The organism is Streptomyces sp. MMS24-W38, assembly GCF_059889265.1.
The window spans coordinates 573,486-591,830 of the sequence record NZ_JCBCPP010000001.1; the positions used below are offsets into that span (position 1 = coordinate 573,486).

The 18,345-nt window shown below is 73.1% G+C and carries 14 protein-coding genes and 1 pseudogene; 2 read left to right on the forward strand and 13 right to left on the reverse strand.

Annotation, left to right across the window (positions count from 1 at the left end):
* Positions 1-114: 114 nt before the first annotated feature.
* From AC6F7H_RS01600 to AC6F7H_RS01650, 11 genes and pseudogenes are all read right to left on the reverse strand, one after another.
* The gene (locus AC6F7H_RS01600; RefSeq protein ID WP_500761612.1) at positions 115-1,029 is read right to left on the reverse strand and encodes an endo alpha-1,4 polygalactosaminidase; all 915 of its coding nucleotides are present in this window, start codon (positions 1,027-1,029) and stop codon (positions 115-117) included.
* A 186-nt stretch (positions 1,030-1,215) separates the two neighbouring features.
* Positions 1,216-1,695 (reverse strand): annotated as a pseudogene (locus AC6F7H_RS01605) (spherulation-specific family 4 protein); the annotation flags it as partial.
* Entirely contained in the window at positions 1,692-2,693 is a 1,002-nt protein-coding gene (locus AC6F7H_RS01610; RefSeq protein ID WP_500754709.1) for an NAD-dependent epimerase/dehydratase family protein, read from the reverse strand. The gene AC6F7H_RS01610 and the pseudogene AC6F7H_RS01605, both read right to left, overlap by 4 nt.
* A gap of 6 nt (positions 2,694-2,699) precedes the next feature.
* Positions 2,700-3,104, reverse strand: coding sequence for a nucleotidyltransferase family protein (locus AC6F7H_RS01615; protein ID WP_500754711.1), 405 nt, complete (start codon positions 3,102-3,104; stop codon positions 2,700-2,702).
* A gap of 13 nt (positions 3,105-3,117) precedes the next feature.
* Positions 3,118-3,759, reverse strand: a complete 642-nt coding sequence (locus tag AC6F7H_RS01620) for a hypothetical protein (RefSeq protein WP_500754712.1) — start codon at positions 3,757-3,759, stop codon at positions 3,118-3,120.
* 118 nt (positions 3,760-3,877) lie between these two features.
* Positions 3,878-4,705: an HARBI1 family protein gene (locus tag AC6F7H_RS01625; protein ID WP_500754713.1), complete on the reverse strand. Its 828-nt coding sequence runs from the start codon at positions 4,703-4,705 to the stop codon at positions 3,878-3,880.
* A 428-nt stretch (positions 4,706-5,133) separates the two neighbouring features.
* Positions 5,134-7,248, reverse strand: coding sequence for an SWIM zinc finger family protein (locus AC6F7H_RS01630; RefSeq protein WP_500754714.1), 2,115 nt, complete (start codon positions 7,246-7,248; stop codon positions 5,134-5,136).
* Positions 7,245-10,235: an SCO1167/SCO6262 family helicase gene (locus tag AC6F7H_RS01635; RefSeq protein WP_500754715.1), complete on the reverse strand. Its 2,991-nt coding sequence runs from the start codon at positions 10,233-10,235 to the stop codon at positions 7,245-7,247. The genes AC6F7H_RS01630 and AC6F7H_RS01635 overlap by 4 nt, the downstream gene beginning before the upstream one ends.
* 147 nt (positions 10,236-10,382) lie before the next feature.
* Positions 10,383-10,961 (reverse strand): sugar kinase, encoded by a 579-nt coding sequence (locus tag AC6F7H_RS01640; RefSeq protein ID WP_500754716.1) that lies wholly within the window; start codon positions 10,959-10,961, stop codon positions 10,383-10,385.
* Positions 10,958-12,142 (reverse strand): ROK family glucokinase, encoded by a 1,185-nt coding sequence (locus tag AC6F7H_RS01645; protein ID WP_500754717.1) that lies wholly within the window; start codon positions 12,140-12,142, stop codon positions 10,958-10,960. Before AC6F7H_RS01645 ends, AC6F7H_RS01640 begins: the two co-directional genes overlap by 4 nt.
* 245 nt (positions 12,143-12,387) lie before the next feature.
* Positions 12,388-13,125 (reverse strand): GntR family transcriptional regulator, encoded by a 738-nt coding sequence (locus tag AC6F7H_RS01650; RefSeq protein WP_500761614.1) that lies wholly within the window; start codon positions 13,123-13,125, stop codon positions 12,388-12,390.
* Between the two features lie 128 nt (positions 13,126-13,253).
* Between AC6F7H_RS01650 and AC6F7H_RS01655 the strand changes: the two genes are divergently transcribed.
* Together AC6F7H_RS01655 and AC6F7H_RS01660 are read left to right on the forward strand one after the other, a co-directional pair.
* The gene (locus AC6F7H_RS01655; protein WP_500754718.1) at positions 13,254-14,276 is read left to right on the forward strand and encodes a Gfo/Idh/MocA family protein; all 1,023 of its coding nucleotides are present in this window, start codon (positions 13,254-13,256) and stop codon (positions 14,274-14,276) included.
* 182 nt (positions 14,277-14,458) lie between these two features.
* Complete coding sequence (locus AC6F7H_RS01660) at positions 14,459-15,328, forward strand: Cof-type HAD-IIB family hydrolase (RefSeq protein WP_500754719.1); 870 nt, start codon at positions 14,459-14,461, stop codon at positions 15,326-15,328.
* Between the two features lie 53 nt (positions 15,329-15,381).
* Here the strand turns inward: AC6F7H_RS01660 and AC6F7H_RS01665 are convergent, their stop codons facing one another.
* Both AC6F7H_RS01665 and alc read right to left on the reverse strand, forming a co-directional pair.
* Positions 15,382-16,935, reverse strand: coding sequence for an MFS transporter (locus AC6F7H_RS01665; protein ID WP_500754720.1), 1,554 nt, complete (start codon positions 16,933-16,935; stop codon positions 15,382-15,384).
* A 148-nt stretch (positions 16,936-17,083) separates the two neighbouring features.
* Positions 17,084-18,250, reverse strand: a complete 1,167-nt coding sequence (alc, locus tag AC6F7H_RS01670) for an allantoicase (RefSeq protein ID WP_500754722.1) — start codon at positions 18,248-18,250, stop codon at positions 17,084-17,086.
* Positions 18,251-18,345 lie beyond the last annotated feature (95 nt).

Genomic DNA, 18,345 nt, shown 5'->3' on the forward strand with positions numbered 1-18,345 from the left:
AGGAGCCGCGCTGCCGGGTCGGGCCCGTCACCGGGTCGGTGGCCTCCTCGCCGGAGATCCGGTGGACGGGTCGGCGGTGCCGCCACCGAAGGGAGGACAACCGGTTCCTCCGGGTCAGCACGGGTCCCGCCACACACCCAGTTCCGGCTTCTTGCGCATGGACGACAGCTTCAGCTCGCGGGACTCGGCGCAGAACTCACCGGTCGGCTCCGCGTACTCCACGTGGAAGACCGCCTTGCCCGCCTCGATGAACGGAGTGAGCTCGGCGCACTCACCGTACTGCGCGCACTCCTCGTTGACGGCGAAGTCGAAGTCGTCCACGAGCTGCGGGATCTGCGGCAGGTCGTTCTTGAGGCCCACCGACAGACCGCGTTCGTGCGCGATGTCCGCGATCATGCGGTTGTAGCGGAGCTGGTCGGCGGCGGTGAGCGGGAACCCGGTGTCGTGGTCGTAGCCCTCCATCAGGTCCGGCTCCACCGCGTCGAAGCCCTTGTCCCGGCACATGTCGAACCGTCGCTCCATGATCGGCTTCAGTACGGAAATCCGGCGGATGTCCAGCCAGCGCTCGCCCTGCCAGCCGTTGGCCCTGCCGAGGACGGAGCGCGGGAACGCGTCCCGGTCAGGCCGGAAGTCCTCCCAGGCGCCGACGTTGATGTAGCAGATCACCTTGCGGTCGTCACGGTGGAGGCGGGCCACGTCCGCCGCGGTGTTCTCGAAGCCGTCGATGTCGTAGACGGGCACCTCGACCGACGGGTCGGCCCTGCCGTCGAGCTGCCACTGCCAGGCGAGTCCGGGGCGCGGGCGCCAGAGTCCCCCGCCGGGGGCGGAGGAGGTCCCGGTCGGGGCCTCCGGTGAGGTGCGGGACGGTGCGGACGACCGGGCGGCGTCCGTGTCCCCGGCGCCGCCCGGGGCGGAGCACCCGGTCAGGGCCGTGATGGCCAACACCACCAGCGCGACCAGCACAGTCGGCGCGGTCGGCACCCTCGGCACCCTCGACGCGGGCGTGTGGGGCGGAGGCTTCCTGGTCATGCTCGTCCCTCGGTTTCGGTCACGGTCAGGGGTCAACTCGGCCCAGGGATTCGGAAGTCCACCCGTCACGGGGCAGCAGACCCCGGCGCCGCGGTCCTGCGCGGTGCGTACGGCCAGAGGCACGAGTGCCTCGGGCACACCGTAGACGAGGTGGCAGATCCGTTCCGGTGGATGCGGTTTCACCCGGCCGGAGCGGCTGAACGCCGCGACATAGGTGGACCAGTGCCCCTCGAAGGTGACGGTCAGGTCGGCGAGGCGGACGTAGCCGGGCGCCGGGTCCACTCCGGGGTTGAGCACGACGGTCCGCGCGCCGGCCCGGCGCAGGGACCGGACCAGCCTGCGGCAGCCCGGCAGGCTCTCCGGCCCCGCGGTCACCCGGTCCAGGAAGCAGCCGTCGACCGCGTACCACTCCCGGTGCCGACGCGCGTCGGCGGTGACCGCGGACGGGTCCCGCGCGCCGTAGTCGGTGTCGACGTAGCCGAGCAGCCGGGCGCCGGCCGTCCGCAGCGCGTCCGCGACCGCCGCGAACGCCTGGTCCGGGCCGGTCCCGGGGCCGTCCGCTGGGTTGAGCACGACGGAGTGGGTACGGTCGGCTGCCGTGATCAGCCGGTGCCAGGCGCCCGGGTCCTCGGCCGGATGGACGTGCAGAGGGATCAGCAGGCTCACGGCGCGCGGTCGCCTTCCGTGCCGGCGGTGTCCTCACCGGTGGCGCCCGTGCCGCCGCCCGCCCACAGCGCGGCCAGTGACTCCTCGAGGGTGTACGAGGGACGCCAGTCGAGTGCCTCGCCCGCCGCCGTGCTGTCGGAGCACTGCCAGGACACCGCCGCCGAGCGGGCCGAACCTCCCGTGGCCCCCGTGGCTCCTGTGTCCTCCTCTATCCGTCCCCCGAAACCGGCCCGACGGGCCAGCAGGTGTACCAGGTCGCGCACCCGGACCGCCTCGCCGCCGCCGACGTTGAGGACGGGCGGGAGCGGCCCGGCCGTCATGACGGCGAGCACCGCCGCACGCGCGACGTCGCGTGCGTCGACGAAGTCGCGGTACGCGGACAGGTCACCGAGCCGCAGCACCGCCCCTGCCCCTGTCTCCGCCCCTGCCTCCGGCCCCGCTCCTGTCGACGCGCCGGCCTCGCGCAGAAGGGCGGCGACCCTGCCGGGCAGCCCGGTGGGCGGCGCGCCCGGTCCCACCGGATTGCCCACCTTCAGCACCACCGCGTCCAGGCCGGAGGTCGTCACCACCGCCGTGCCCGCGAGTTTGGTCGCGCCGTACGGTCCGAGCGGGCGGGTCGCCGCCGTCTCCGTCACCTTGGTGCCCGGTTCCCCCGGGCCGTACTCGGCGGCCGACCCCAGGTGCACCAGGCGTGCCCGGGGAGCGGCCTGCCGCAGTGCGGCGCACAGGACGGCGGGGCCGCGGGTGTTGACCTCGGCCAGGGTGACCGCGTCCCCGGCGGTCGCACCCGCGCGGTTGATCACGGCGTCGGGCGCCGCCTCCGCCAGGGTCTTGGCGAGCCGGTCGGGGGAGTCGGTGGCCAGGTCGATGCGCGGACCCGCGCCGGCCCCCGCGGTCGAGCGGCCGGCCTCGGGCAGCTCAGTGCCCGGCAGGCCGCGCAGGTGGGCGACGACATGACGGCCCAGGTAGCCGGTGCGGCCCAGGACGAGAACGCGCACGGGTGCTCAGGCCCCCTTGAGCAGCATGGACTTGCGGGTGGTGAACTCCGCGTTGGCCCGGTCGTAGTCGTCCGGGCGCCCGATGTCCAGCCAGTATCCGTCGAACTCGTAGGCGTGCGGCGGGCGCTGGGCGGCGAGGAGGTCCAGGACGAGTTCGTCGAAGCCCAGCGGGAGGCCGGGCGTGTAGCCCTCGAGCGTCGAGCGGGACAGCCCGTAGACACCCATGGAGACGCGGTAGTCCATGCTGGGCTTCTCCGTGAAGGCGACGACCCGGCTCACCCGGGTGGTCAGCACGCCGAAGTCGATGTGGACCTTGCGGGCGTAGGTCGCGATGGTCAGCGGGGCACCGGACGCCCGGTGCCGGTTCAGGACGTCGGCGTAGTCGAGGTCGGTCAGGACGTCGCCGTTCATCACCAGGAAGGTCTCACTGCTTCCGCTCTCCAGCCGTGAACGGGCCGGTCACAGGGGCTACACACTTGTCGACGACGGTCTTCTCGCCGGCTGCCGAGCCCTCCAAGCAGAGCCGTCCACCCTTGTCACGCAGGTCGAGGAAGAACCGCGTGGTCGCACCGGACTGCTTGAGGCCGTGGATGCGCTCGTCGACATAGCCGAGGTCGTTCAGGATCGCCCTGACCTTGGTGGGGGTGGGTTCCACCAGATCCCACAGCGCCTGGGCGATGCGCTCTTCATGGAGGTTACTCGCGCACCAGTCGCGAGCGTTCAACTCCACTTCCGGCCCCGCCGTGGGGGCGATGGGCTCGATCGCGTCGCTCGGCGGTGTCTCCACCGAACCGGACGGCAGTGTCTCCGCCGGACCGGTCGGCGGCGCCTCTGGCGGGGCGCTCGGGGGACACGACTGCGCGATCTTGTCCAGCATCGCCGTGAAGGCCGCGTCGGGCCGACCTCCGGCGGCGTCTGCGGGCTTGGTCTGCTCTCCGCCGGCGTTCGTCTTCTCGGTGCCGCACGCGCCAAGTGTCAGCGCAGCAAGGGCGGTTATCACGAGGGCGAGCCGCGGGCGGCGCGAGGAGCGGGCGAACGTGCTGGTCAAGGCAGGGATTCGTGTCATGCGCACAGTCTCCGATCAAGCCTCCCCCTGCACGTGAGTATGCATACTCACGTGGGTGGGGGTACTCGCTCAAACTTCGATGAGACGTGACCAGACTTCAGTGGGACAGGACCATCATTCAGATGGTTCGGTCGTATTCGAGCTGGAGCAGGACAAGGGCCGCGGCGGCGATCTGGGTGATCTGGCCGGGGTCGAGGCTGACTCGTCGCAGGGCCTTGAAGGTGGTCTTGAGCAGGGAGTTGGCGCGTTCGCACACACCGTGAACGCCTCGGATGACCTTGTTGTAGGTCTGCTGGGCCTCAGTCAGCTCGCCGCCCGCGGGCCTCTTGAGCAGATGGCGGAAGCCGTCGCCGGCGTTTTCGTACCCGAGGTCGACCAGAGTAGGCATGTCCAGCTCCGCCGCGAGGCGGTTGAGCGCGTCGATCAGGCCGTGCCGGCGGGCGCAGGTGGTGTCGTGCTCGCGGCCCGGGCGGACCGGCGAGACCCAGATCGGCCAGCCGTCCGGAGTGGAGATGACCTGCACGTTCCCGCCGTGCTGCCGGTGCTTGCCCGACCACCACAGATCCGCACCGTTGGGGCCCGGGGCCGCGACCCGGTCGGTGCGGACCACGGTGCCGTCCAGGTTGAGATGCGTCAGCCCGGCCGTCTTCGCCCGCTCCAGCGCGGTCTGCAGGTCCGATGTCCCAGCGGCCAGAACGGCCAGTCCCTCGTGCAGGTGGCGGTAGACGGTGGAGGACGACAGGCCGTTGTCCCGGGCAAGTCGGGTCAAGCGGGTGCCGTCCAGGAACCAGCGCAGGATGAGCACGGCCTGGCGGAAGCAGCCCAGCGCGCGTCGCCCCCGGCGGGTGCCGATCACTGCACGGTGGTCGCGCAGCAGCCGGGCCAGGTGTTCGGCGGTGGACCGGCGGGCATCGAGAACGGCGTTGTACGTGACTCCGGCCGACACGTGGGGCCCCTCGGTCGGATCTTTCTGTCGCAAGATCGTTCCTACCAGGGGCCTTACGGCTGCACGGATCGGCGGCGACAGGGACACAGCACAGCCCGGCGATCACAGTGAGCGACGACCGGTTACCGGGAAAGGCTCAGCGGTGATCTCATGAGCCGGGAGGCTAAGCACGCGCCCCGGCGACCGTCTCCCCCGTCGCGGGCCTCCCGTCCACCCACCGACCGAAAGCGCACCCGCCGTGAAGGAGTTGTGCGCATATGGTGACACTTGCCGACCGGTGGCATTGCCGCACGACACGGGCGGTCCGGTGAGGCGGCCGAGGCGACGGGCCCACGGAGTGGTCCCGTCGCCGTCCCCGGAGACTTTGGCGCATACCGTTCGGGCGACAGCCCGGCCGCACCCGGTGACGGCGTCAAAAGCGGGGCCGGTCATCGGATGTCCGGACTGTCCAGGGCGTCCGAGGCATCCAGGGCGTCCAGGCCGGTGAGGGCGCCGACGGGGTCCGGGTCGGGGGTGCCGCGGGGCCACCAGTCGTCGTGGCCCGGTTCGGACTCGTACGCGTACCAGAGGCGGTCTTGGCCGAGGCGGAGCTGGACGTGTCCGCGGGGATGGGTGAGGTGGTTGCGCCAGGGGCGGAAGGCGGGCAGGTCGGCGGCGAGGAGCAGGGGGCGGGCGCGGTCGAAGCGGCCGGCCGGCGGGTCCCAGGGGGCCTCCAGGACCTCGAGTCCCGTCGGGCCGCCCTGGCGCCACGCGGCGACCGCGCGCGCCAGCTCGGCCGGGGTGCGGCCGGCCGCTCGGGCGAGCGAGGAGTACAGCGCGCGGGTGGCCGCGGTGAGCCCGGAGCCCGGGCGGGCGGCGGCCAGCCGTACCACGTCCTGCCACAGCGTGAGCCCGCCGACGGGGTCGCGGCCGGTGGTGAGCAAGGTGTGGGCACGGGCGGCGGCGTCGGTGGCGAGCTGGTCGAGCGCGAACGGGTCCGGGCCGCCGGGGGACGCGGGGTACACGGGCGGCTGCTCGGGGTGCGGAGGCGGGGGCAGCGGTGCCGGAAGCGGCGGGAGAGCGCGGGGGGCGACGGCCTCACTGGCCCGCACGCCGGGGAGGGGCTCCTGTTCCCTGCCCCGGGTGGCGCGGGCCGCGCGGGCGGCGCTGCGCCGGGACAGGGCGTCGATCACCTGGCGCTCACCCCGGCCGCGCAGCAGGAGCAGCACGAACGGGTCGGCGTCGAGCAGCCGGGCGGTCTGGTAGCAGAGGGCGGCGGCGTGCTTGCAGGGGTGCCCGAAGTCGGGGCAGCTGCACCGCGGTTCGAGGTCCCCGGGTCCGGGGAGCAGCGGGGCCCCGCAGTCGGCGAGGGACTGGGGCAGCTCTTTCTCCAGGAGGGCCGCGATGTCGCCGGGCCGGTCGGCGGCGGTGTCCAGGAAGCGCTCCCAGTCGGCGTCCCCGAACGTGCGCAGCCGCACCTGCACCCGGTACGGGCGGGGGCGGCTCCCCTGGACGTAGGCGAGGACGAGCCCGGGGGTGACGGTGACGGCGTCGACGTGCCCCCGCTGCGCGTACCGGCGTCCGCGGGCCAGCCGCGCGGCGTCCAGCGCGCCCTCCTCCAACGCCGTGACCCACGCGTTGCCCCACCAGGTCTCGGCGAACCCCGGGCCGTCCGAGGCGCCGGGCGGGAACGCGGGGAAGGTGCGGCGGAGTTCGCCGTCGCGGGCGGGGGCGGCCATGGAGCGGGGGGTGTGCGACGGCGGGGAGGCGGGCGGGGTGGAAGAAGCCTGGGGTGCCGGGGGTTCGTGGCGGGTTCCGTCGGGCTTCGGGGTCGGTTCTTCCGTGTCGGGGGGTGAGGGGAAGGCGCCGGTGAGCAACTCCCGTACCCGGTGTACTCCTTCGCCCGCTGCTCGCTCACTCGTCCGGGCGCTCTCGGCGCGGTCGCCCCGGGTGGTGCGCGGGGCCCGGGAAGTGGTGCCCGACGGTGTGCGCCCGGCGCGCCGCACGGCGGTGTCCCGCACGCCGGTTTCCCGGTCGGGGGTCTCCCGGTCCGCGATCTCCCGGTCGGCGGTCTCCGTGCGTGCGCGCAGCGCTTCCTCCCGGGCCGAACGCAGGGCCTCCCGCGCGATGTCACCGGGGCGTCGGCCGGACCGGTCCGACGGGTCCGACGTGATCGGTCGGTCCGACGTGACCGGTCGGTCCGAGGTGACCGGCTGGTTCCGGGGGGCTTCGGCTGCCGGCGGTGCGGTGGTGTCCGCGCCCCCGTCGCCCGCCTCCGCTTCCGTGCCCTTCTCCCTTGCCGCGTCCGCGGGCCCGGTCGCTTCGGGGCGTCCCGTTCCCGCCGTGCGTCGGGCGAGTACCGCCCTGCGCAGGGCGTCGCGGGCCACGTCGCCCGGGCGCTGCTCCCGGCCCGCGGACCGCCCGTACCCACCGGTGTCGGGGCCCGGGCCGGGGACGGGCGCGGGGTGCCGGTCCGGGGTGCCGGTGTCCTCCGGTTCGGCGCTCGCGCGCCGACGGGCCGCCCGCAGGGCCTCCCGCGCCTGGTCGGACGGGCGGGGCGTCATGGCGTCCTCCGCAGGGAGACCAGGTCGGACAGTTCGCGGTCGGACAGTTCCGTGAGCGCCGACTCGCCGGAGCCGAGGATCGCGTCGGCGAGGGCCCGTTTGGCCTCCAGCATCTCGGCGATGCGATCCTCGATCGTGCCCTCGGTGATGAGGCGGTGGACCTGGACCGGCTGGGTCTGGCCGATGCGGTAGGCGCGGTCGGTGGCCTGCTCCTCGACCGCCGGGTTCCACCAGCGGTCGAAGTGGACGACATGGCCCGCGCGGGTGAGGTTCAGGCCGGTGCCGGCCGCCTTCAGGGAGAGGACCAGGACGGGGGTCGTACCGCTCTGGAAGCGGTCCACCATGCGCTCCCGCTCCGATACCGGCGTACTTCCGTGGAGGAGTTCGACCGGGACCGTGCGCCCGGTCAGATGCGCGGTGATCAGCCGGGCCATGCCGACGTACTGCGTGAAGACCAGGGCCGATCCGTCCTCGGCGAGCAGGGTGTCCAGCAGCTCGTCCAGCAGGGCCAGTTTGCCCGAGCGGGCCGCCAGGCGGTCGCCGCCGGCCCGTGCGTGCTCGTCCTTGAGGTAGAGCGCCGGGTGGTCGCAGATCTGTTTGAGCGCGGTCAGCAGCTTCAGCACCAGTCCGCGGCGGCCCATGCCCTGGGCGGTCTCGATGGCGAGCATCGACTCTCGCACCACCGCTTCGTAGAGTGCGGCCTGTTCCCGGGTGAGCGGGACCGGGTGGTCCGTCTCGGTCTTGGGCGGCAGCTCGGGGACGATGCCCGGATCGGACTTCCTGCGCCGCAGGAGGAAGGGCCGCACCAGGCGGGAGAGGCGCTCGACGGCCTGGTCGTCCTCGCCGTTCTCCACCGCGCGGGCGTGTCGGGCGCGGAAGGACTTGAGCGGGCCGAGGAGCCCGGGGGTCGTCCAGTCGAGGAGGGCCCACAGCTCGGAGAGGTTGTTCTCGACGGGGGTGCCGGTGAGCGCCACGCGCGCCGGGGACGGGATGGTGCGCAGCGCCTTGGCCGTGGCCGAGTGCGGGTTCTTGACGTGCTGCGCCTCGTCTGCGACGACCATGCCCCATCGCTGTGCGGCCAGCGTCGGGGCGGCCGAGCGCATGGTGCCGTAGGTGGTGAGGACGAAGCCTCCGGCCAGGTCGTCCAGGGTGCGGTCCGGGCCGTGGAAGCGGCGCACTGGGACGCCGGGCGCGAACCGGGTGATCTCCCGCTGCCAGTTGCCGAGCAGTGAGGCCGGGCAGACGACCAGTGTCGGCTCGGTACGGGCCCGCTTGAGATGCAGCGCGATGAGGGTGATCGTCTTGCCCAGGCCCATGTCGTCGGCGAGGCAGCCGCCGAGGCCGAGCGAGGTCATGAGGTCGAGCCAGGCCAGGCCGCGCAGTTGGTAGTCGCGCAGGGTGGCGTCGAGTCCGGGTGGCGGGGCGGCGGGCCGCACACCGGTGGTCAGGCGGTCGCGGAGCACCGCCAGGGCGCCGACCGGGACCGCCTCGACGGTCTCGCCGTCGGCCTCCGCGGTGCCGGTGAGGGCGATGGACAGCGCGTCGACGGGGTCGAGCAGACCCAGCTCCCGTTTGCGGGCCTTGCGGACGATGGCCGGGTCGACCAGCACCCACTGGTCGCGCAGCCGGACGACCGGGCGGTGGGCCTCGGCCAGGGCGTCCATCTCGGCCTCGGTGAGCGGATCGCCGCCGAGCGCGAGCTGCCAGCCGAAGCTCAGCAGGTCCTCGCTCTCGAAGAAGCCGCTCCCGTCGGTCGCCGAACCGGGTGCCGGCCGGACCACCGCCGTCGCGGTCAGGTCCTGGGCGAGGTCCCTGGGCCAGTGCACGGCGACACCGGCCGCCGCGAGCCGGGTCGCGGCCACGCCGAGCAGGTCGTTCACCTCGTCCTCCGACAGGGCCAGCACGTCGGGTACGTCCTGGTCGGAGAGCCGGTCCAGCGGGGCCCAGACACGGGCCGCCCGGCGGACGGCGAGGGCTGTGTCCACCCGCGCGCGGGGGCCGAACACACTGTCCGCCGTGCCCGCCCACAGGGCCGCCGCGTCGGCGACGAGGGTGGGGTCGGCGAGGCTGTGCACCTGGACGATCGCCGCACCGGCCCCGCGCGCGCCGTCGCCGGCCGCGCTCTCGTCGGCGCCGTCGAACGGGTCGAACACGTCGTACGCCGAGAGGTCGAGGCGGAGCGAGACGCGCACTCCGGCGTCCATTCCGGCGGCGACCTCGGCGGCCCAGTCGTGGGCGCCGGGCAGCCGCTGGGCCTTCCGCGCGGCGAACGGCAGTCCCGAGGCGTACGGCGCGGCGGGGGTGCGGGGCAGGGTGTCCGCGACCGCGTCGAGGAAGGCGCGGACGAGTGCCTCCGGCTCCGGCAGCCGCAGCGGGCCGGAGCCGGGAAGCGGGACCGCGTGCCCCTCGAACGGCAGGGCCGCGGCCACCGCGCGCAGGTGCGCCACGTCGTCGGGGTCGAGCGGGCCGGCCCGCCAGGCGTCGTGACCGGTGGTCGTCAGGCCGGGCAACAGCCGGCCGCGGGCGGTGAGCCGCAGCGCGTGCAGGGCGGCGGCGCCCCAGCAGGCGGTGGCGGGGTGGGCGGCGGGATCGTGCCGGGCGCGGACCAGTAGGGGCAGGGCCTCGTCGAGGGGCAGGCAGTGGGCGCGGACCGTCCGCCGCCGCACCCCGGCGCCGTGCGGGCGGGTGACGGTGAGCCGGGTACGCGGGGCGGGCTCCGGTGCGGGAGCGGTCAAAACCATGGGATCCGTGAGATCCGTGGGCTCGGCGGTGTCGACGGGCTCGAGGGGACCGCCCTCGGGGTCGTAGAAGGCGATCCGTCCGTCGCGCGGAAGGGGTGCGGGCAGGAACACCGCGGCGAGTCCGACGGAGATCTCCGTCGGCTCTGTGCCCTCGGCGGTCTCGCCGATCTCGGCGATCTCGGCGATCTCTGTGCCTTCCGCCCCGGCCGTGCGCCGCTCGGCCGTCACGGCCGCCCCCTCGCTCATCCGTCCTGTCACCTCCCGCCCGCTCCTGCCCGCTCCGCCCGCGTAGTCACCTCAGCCGTCCTCGACTCTACGGACGGGCACTGACAATCGGTCCCGGCGCCCTGACCGGGCGGTCGGGGAGAGTGGGAGCGAGGGAGCGGCACGGGGTCAGGGAACCGTCCGGGAGACGACGTACACCTTGGGAAAGCCCGGCTTGCCGTGGTTGACGACGACATCGTGGGTCGGCGCGGGGTCCTTCTGCTCGTTGACGAGTCCGAACCACAGGCCGGGGCGGTCGAACTTCCAGCCGGTGATCTCCTGGTCGCGGTCGCTGATGGTGATCTCGTCCCGCTTCAGTTCGTCCTGCTGCACCCCCATGCTGGTGAGGAACGCGCTCAGGCCGGCGTCGGTGGTCTCGAACTCGACGTAGAGGCGGCTGGTCTTCCAGTTGTTGGTCTCGTAGGAGGCCACCCACCAGGCCGGGTGCGGGACCGGCACCTGGTAGAGGCGGCGCTGCAGCTTCGACGGCCAGCCCTGGGTCAGGCCGTTGGCCGAGTACTTCGCCTCCTTGTCCTTGCCGCTCGCGCGGCTCTGGTTCGCGGAGATCACCAGGTACCCGGCCGGGACGCCGATGAGCAGCACGATGATCAGCAGGGTGAGCGCCCTGCGGCGGATCATGTGCCGGCGGCCCTCCGGCGGCCGGGGCCTGCCGGGGAAGCGGGCCTGCGGGGGAAGGTCGCCCGTCACAGCGTCTCCTGGGGGGTTCGGCGGGCCTCCGCGTACCGCTCGTAGCGCTCGTACCGCTCGACCCGGCGGCGCTTGGCGCGGCGGAAGCGGCGGGCGACCAGGCGGGCGAGGTCGGCGGCGCCCACCATGCCGGCCTCGGGACCGAGCTGGGCGCGGACGATACGGGCCTCGGGGCGGTAGCCGCGGCCGGTGAGGTGGCGCTTGAAGGCGTCCCGCGCGGGGCCGATCAGCAGGTCGTCGGCGGCCGAGACCCCGCCGCCGATGACGAAGCAGGAGGGGTCGAGGGCGGCGGCGAGGTTGGCGATGCCGACGCCGAGCCACTGGCCGATGTCCTGGAGGAGCTCGATGCACATGGCGTCGCCCTCGCGGGCCAGCTCGGTGATCATCGGGCCGCTGATCTCGGCGATGTTCCCTTTGACGTGCTCGATGATCCCGTAGGCGACCGGCGAGTCGGCGGCGGCCAGTTCACGCGCCTCCCGGACCAGTGCGTTGCCGGAGCTGTACTGCTCCCAGCAGCCGCGGTTGCCGCAGGGGCAGCGGTGGCCGCCGGGGACGACCTGCATATGGCCGAACTCGCCGGCGACGCCGTACTTGCCGCGCTTGACCTGACCGTCCTCGAGGATCGCGCCGCCGATGCCGGTACCCAACGTGATCATGACGAGGTGGTCCTCACCCCGGCCGGCGCCGAAGCGCCATTCGGCCCAGGCGGCGGAATTGGCGTCGTTGTCGACCAGGACGGGGACGGCGAGACGTCCGGCGAGCCGGTCGCGCAGCGGCTCGTTGCGCCACGACAGGTGCGGGGCGAACAGCACGCGGTTGCGGTCGGCGTCGACCCAGCCGGCCGCGCCGATGCCGACCGCGTGCACGTCGTGCCGGTCGGACAGGTCCAGCACCAGTTCGACGATGGTGTCCTCGACGACTTTCGGGCTCTTCGACTTGTCCGGGGTCTCGGTGCGGAGCCGCTCCAGAATGTTGCCGTCGGCGTCGACGACGCCCGCCATCACTTTCGTACCGCCGATGTCGATGCCGACGGTCGGTACGCGCGGTGCCGACAGGTGGGAGCGGCGTTCCCTGGTGCCGACCGTGCGGAGCACGGGTGCACGGCGGGAGCCGACGGGGGCTGCGCCCGCCCGAGTGGAACTCAGCGCCCTGGGCAGTGTGAGGTCGCGGTAGGTGCTCATTGCCGCCGATTCTGCCTCACGGTGACCCTGGGTGGCGTACTCGGGAGCGAAGGCATCGCGTGACGCCTGCCGCTCCCGGGGCACTCACGGCGGCCTCCTGTCGCACACCGGCGGCCCCATACCCGGAACAACGCCCCCATCCGCACCCCGACCCCGGAGTCGGTCACATTGTCCGGACAATGTGATGAAGATCGGTTCACGTCACCTGGCGTTCACCGGGATGCCCATGCCGGCTCGCACCGGCTTCACGGCCGTACCAGCAGCTGGAACTCGAACGAGTAGCGGCCGGGCCGGTAGGTGTGGGTGCCGAACTCCACGGCGCGTCCGGTGTCGTCGAAGGTCACGCGTTGCATGGTGAGCAGCGGGGCGCCCGTCTCCTCACCGAGCCGCTCGGCCTCGACGGCACCGGCGGCGCGGGCGCCGATGGTCTGGCGGGCGCTGTGCAGGGTGATCCCGGCGGCCCGCATCAGCCGGTACAGGCCGGTGGCCTCCAGCTGCCCGGTGTCCAGGTCGAGCAGTCCGGGCGGCAGGTAGTTGCACAGGTACGCGATCGGTTCGCCGTGCGCGAGCCGCAGCCGCTCGATCCGGTGCACCTCGCCCGCCTCGGCCACGCCGAGGGCTGCGGCGATCTCGGCGGACGCGGGGACGACCGTGTTGACCAGGACCTTCGTGGCCGGGCGCTGGCCCGCCGACTCCAGGTCGTCGTAGAGGCTGCTGAGCTCCAGGGGGCGCTTGACCTGGCTGTGCACGACCTGGGTGCCCACTCCCCGCCGCCGTACGAGCAGTCCCTTGTCGACGAGGGACTGGATGGCCTGACGGACCGTCGGCCGGGACAGGCCGAGCCGGCCGGCGAGCTCGATCTCGTTGCCCAGCAGGCTCCCGGGGGTCAGTCTGCCGTGCTCGATGGCGGCCTCCAGCTGCTGGGCGAGCTGGAAGTACAGCGGGACGGGGGAGGCGCGGTCCACGCTCAGCTCCAGCTGCACGGTCGGGTCCACTCCTGGTTTCGGCACGGGCCGAGCGTAGTCCCACGCGTGGTTGACGGGAAGCCGTGTGGTTCGGTTGTCCGGACATGCGGATTGACAGGGAGGGGCTCGGGCCGCAGTTTGTTCCCATGCGCATCGGGGTCATCGGTACGGGCCGTATCGGCACCATTCACGCCCACACACTCAGCAGGCACCGCGACGTCGGTTCCTTGATCCTCACGGACGCGGAACCGGCTCGGGCCCAGGCACTCGCCCATCGGCTCGGCGAGACGGCGGCGCCCGGGGTGGACGAGATCTACACCTGGGGGGTGGACGCCTTGGTGATCACGACGGCCACGTCCGCCCACGCCGAACTCATCGGCCGGGCGGCCCGTTCGGGGCTGCCGGTGTTCTGTGAGAAGCCCATCGCCCTGGATCTGGCCGGGACGTTACAAGCGGTCACGGAGGTCGAGGCGGCCGGGACCGTCCTCCAGATGGGTTTCCAGCGCCGGTTCGACCCGGGCTACCTGGGCGCGCGTGAGGCGGTGCGCTCGGGACGGCTGGGCCGGCTGCACACCGTACGGGCGATGAGCAGCGACCCGGAGCCGCCGCCTGCCGGGTACCTGCCGCAGTCCGGCGGACTGTACCGGGACACCCTGATCCACGACTTCGACCTCGTGCGCTGGGTGACCGGCCGGGAGGTCGTGGACGTCCACGCCACCGGCTCCGACGCCGGTCCGGCCATGTTCCGCGAGGCGGGCGACGTGGACACCGGCGCGGCGCTCCTCACCCTCGACGACGGCACACTCGCCGCCCTCACCGCGACGCGGATGAACGGCGCGGGCTACGACGTGCGCATGGAGCTCGCCGGGGAGCGGGACCAGATCGTGGTCGGCCTCGACGACCGCACGCCGATCGCGTCCACCGAGCCGACCGGGCCGCCGGCCGCGGACAAGCCGTGGACCGGGTTCGTGGAGCGTTTCGGGCCCGCGTACGAGGCGGAGCTGATCGCGTTCGTCGAGGTGGTGCGGGGCGAGCGGGCCAACCCCTGCGACGGGCGCGAGGCCCTGCAGGCGCTGCGCGTCGCGGAGGCGTGCGAGGTGTCCCGGCGGGAGCGCAGAGCGGTACGGCTGATGGAGATCGCGGGCGGGGCGGCATCCCCCTTCGGATGAGGTCCGGGGGCCCCCTGGTGTGCTGACGCCCCTCCTCGGCGTGCCACCGCGGTCCGGAAAGCCGGCCCGTCGCGTGCGCACCAGGGCGTCAGCCGCCCCGAAGGGTTGGGCAAGGGTCCTTACTAGAATGGGCGCACGGCCCCGCCGAAACCGTCCCCGAAGATGCAGAACAGGACCCGTCCATGACCGCGCCCACCGCGCCCACCGCGTCCGCCGACCTCCCCCGCCTGCCCGGCGCGCCGGTCGACATCAGGCTCGTCGTCACCGACATGGACGGCACCCTCCTGGACGACGCCGGAGATCCGCCGCGGCGGCTGCGCCGGACGGTGTCGCTCCTGCGCGAGCGCGGGGTGCTGTTCAGTCCGGCGAACGGCCGCCAGTACGCCACCCTCGCCCGCCTGTTCGAGGGCTTCGACGACGGCATGGTCTTCATCGCGGAGAACGGCACCCAGGTGGTCCGCGACGGCGTCGAACTGGCCTCCGACCCGCTGGACCCCGCCGTCGCCGCCCGGCTCGTCAGGACGGTGCGCCGACTCGCGGACGACGGCACGGACGTCGGCGTCGTCGTCTGCGGAAAGCGCCACGCCTACACCGAGCGCACCGACGCGGCCTTCCTCGCCAAGGTAGAGCAGTACTACGTCGCCCACCGAAGCGTCGCGGACGCCACCGTCGTCGACGACGAGATCAACAAGATCGCGATATTCGGTTTCGCCCCCGCGGCCCGCACCATCGCACCGGCCCTGACCGAATTCACCTCCACCCACCAGGTCGTCGTCTCCAGCGAGCACTGGGTCGACGTGATGAACCGGACCGCGAACAAGGGCACCGCCCTGCGCCGCGTCCAGCGGGAGCTGGACGTCACCCCCGCCCAGACGCTGGTGTTCGGCGACTACCTCAACGACCTGGAGATGCTCGACGCCGCCGAATGGTCCTTCGCCATGGCCAACGCGCATCCCGACGTCCTGAACCGCGCCCGCCATGTCGCCCCGTCCAACAACGAGGACGGCGTCCTGCGCACGATCGAGCGGCTGCTCGCGCTGCCCGGCGAGTGAGACACGGCGCGTCAAGGCCCCGGCCGTCCCGGGCGGGCAGGAGGAACGCCGTCTCACACCGGGCCGGGCCCCATGCCGCCCTGGAGGCGTCGCAGGTCGGAGGGGCGGACCTGGATGGCCACGACGGCGACCAGCGCGGCGAGCGCGGCGAAGACCGCCGCGGTGGTGAACGCGGCCGAGATCCCGTGGGCGAGGACCTCGTCGGCCCAGGGCGGTGGGAGCTCCCCGGTGCGCTGGAAACGCAGGCGTTCAGCCACGGTCGCCTGCTCCAGGAAGCGCGGGATCTGTTTCTCCGCTTCGCTGGTGCTCGCCGTACCGAACACCGTGACCAGGATGGACAGGCCGAGCGAGCCGCCCACCTGCTGAGTGGCGTTGAGGAGGCCGGAGGCCGCGCCGCTCTCCGCGGGACGGACGTCGGAGAGTGCCATCAGGGTCAGCGAGACGAACTCCATGCCCATGCCGAGGCTGAACACCAGCATCGGACCGAGGATGCTGCCCGCGTAGGTGGAGTGGACGTCGGTCAGGGTCAGCCAGGCCAGGCCCGCCGCCGCCAGGACGCCGCCCCCCACCATGAAGGGCTTGGGCCCGTACACGGGCAGGAGCCGGGAGGCCAGCCCGGCGCCGATCGCGATGACCGCGCTGACCGGCAGGAAGGCCAGGCCGGCCCGGAGGGGGCTGAAGCCCAGCACGTCCTGCACGAAGAGGGTCAGGAAGAAGAACATGCCGAACATCGCCGCGGCCAGGCACAGCATGATGCCGTACGTGCCCGCGCGATTGCGGTCGGCGAACATGTGCAGCGGGGTGATCGGCTGCCGGGACCTTCTCTCGACCAGCACGAACGTCCCGAGGACGAGGACGGCAGCGCCGAACGAGGCCAGGGTGAGAGCGTCCCGCCAGCCGTCCTGCGCGGCCCGGATGAACCCGTAGACCAGGAGCACCATGCCCACGGTCGAGGTGAGCGCGCCGGCGATGTCGAAGTGGCCCGGGTGGCGTTCGGACTCCTTGATCCAGCGCGGGGCGGCGAGAGCGATGAGGAGCCCGATCGGGACGTTGACGAACAGCACCCACCGCCAGTTCAGCCATTCGACGAGGATTCCGCCGGCGAGCAGCCCGATCGCACCGCCGCCCGCCGAGACCGCGGCGAAGACCCCGAAGGCACGGTTGCGGTCCGGCCCCTCACGGAAGGTCGTGCTGATCAGGGCGAGGGAGGTCGGGGAGGCGATGGCGCCTCCCATGCCCTGCAGGGCGCGGGCGGCGAGGAGCTGGCCGGGGTTCTGGGCCAGCCCGCCGAGCAGGGAGGCGAGCGCGAAGAGCAGGACGCCGAAGATGAAGACGCGCCGTCTGCCGAGGATGTCGCCGGCCCGGCCGCCGAGCAGCAGCAGCCCGCCGAAAGTGAGGGTGTAGGCGCTGACCACCCACGACAGGCTGGTGGTGGAGAAGTCCAGGGAGCGCTGGATGTGCGGCAGGGCGATGTTCACGATGGTGATGTCCAGCACCACCATCAACTGGCACGAGGCGATGACCAGCAGGGCCATCGCACTGCCCCTGCTGCCGGAATCCTGGCCGGTGGTCTGCGGTACGGAACCCGGCCGCGGACCACTGGTCATGCCGGGTCGCCCTTTCGGGAGTCCACCGTACGACGGTACGCCCGGGGACCTGGGGTCACCACTCGATCGGCCCAGCGCGGAACACGGCCGGTCACCGCCCCGCAGGCGTGATGTGCCGACCCGCCGGGGCTCGGTGGGGCCCGGTGGGTCAGCCGTCCAGTTCCCGGTGGCGGGCGGCCAGGGCGGTCGAGCCCTGTTCGGTCAGCGAGCCGAACAGGCGCAGCCGGGAGATGCCGCCGTCGGGAAAGACGTCCACGCGCGCGTGCGTACCGATCACCGGGACGGGGAGGACGAAGCGGTGGTTGGTGTCGGGCTGGAGACGGGTACGGGGCAGGATCTCCCGCCAGCCGTCGCCCTCACCTGTTCCGCCCGCTCCCTCGGCCGCGCCGCCCTCGGCGTCCCTTACCGACACCGAGGCCCAGCCGGCGCTGTTGCCCTTCAGGTACGCCGTGTCGATCTCGAGGGCGCGGATCCGTGCCTGGCCGGTGAGCCGGTAGCGGATCCAGTCGTGGCCCCGGTCCCGGCGGCGCCGGGTCTCCCAGCCGTCGTCCATCTTGCGGGAGCGGCCGGGCCGGATGGTGTTCGCGGCCGGTGAGTAGAAGCGGTCGGAGGCGCCCTCGACCCGGCCTCCGTTCTCCAGGGCGACGACGTCGAAGGTGCCCAGGACGGCCAGCCACCCGGGGTCCGGGACGACGTCGCCGTACACGCGCAGGCGCGCGATGCCGCCGTCGGGGTGCTGGGACAGGCGCAGGTGGGTGAAGCGCCGCTCGGCCGAGACGGCGAAGCCGTTGGCGGCGTGGCCGCCCACCGGGGTGCGCGGGAGCAGCGTCGTCCACTTCACCCCGTCCGAGAGGAGTTCCTCCGGTGTCGGGGAACCGGGCACCGAGGCGCCCTCGACCGATACGGCCTGGGGGTGGTTGCCGCGGAAGTGGGCGGTGTCGACGACGATGCCGCGGACGACTCCGGGCGCGCCGAGGCGGATCAGCGCCCAGTCGTGGTCCTCGGCCGCCGGCCAGGGCTGCTCGGCGGAGGGGCCGCGGCGGCGCCGGGTCTCCCAGCCGTCCATGATCTTGCCCTTGTGCCCGAAGTGCTCCGGATCGAACAGGGGGCGCTCGGGCAGCAGCAGGTTCTCGCGCTGGGCGAAGAACTCGTCGTTGGCGGCGACCACACCGGCGCCGAGCCGGCGGTCGGCGAGATCGGTGAGGTCGGCGAAGGGGAAGTCGGCGATGCGGTAGTCCGCGTACGGGTCACCGCCGCCGTAGGGGGCCGCATGGCCGCTGAAGTGGGGCAACGAGGAGGGATGCTGCGCCGTCACGGTGATCCGATCCTGCCTTTCGGGGGGAAGCCGGAGGTCGAGGTCGAGTGGTGGCCGGCGCCTGCCGTCCGGCACCTGTCGTTTCCGTGTTCTCA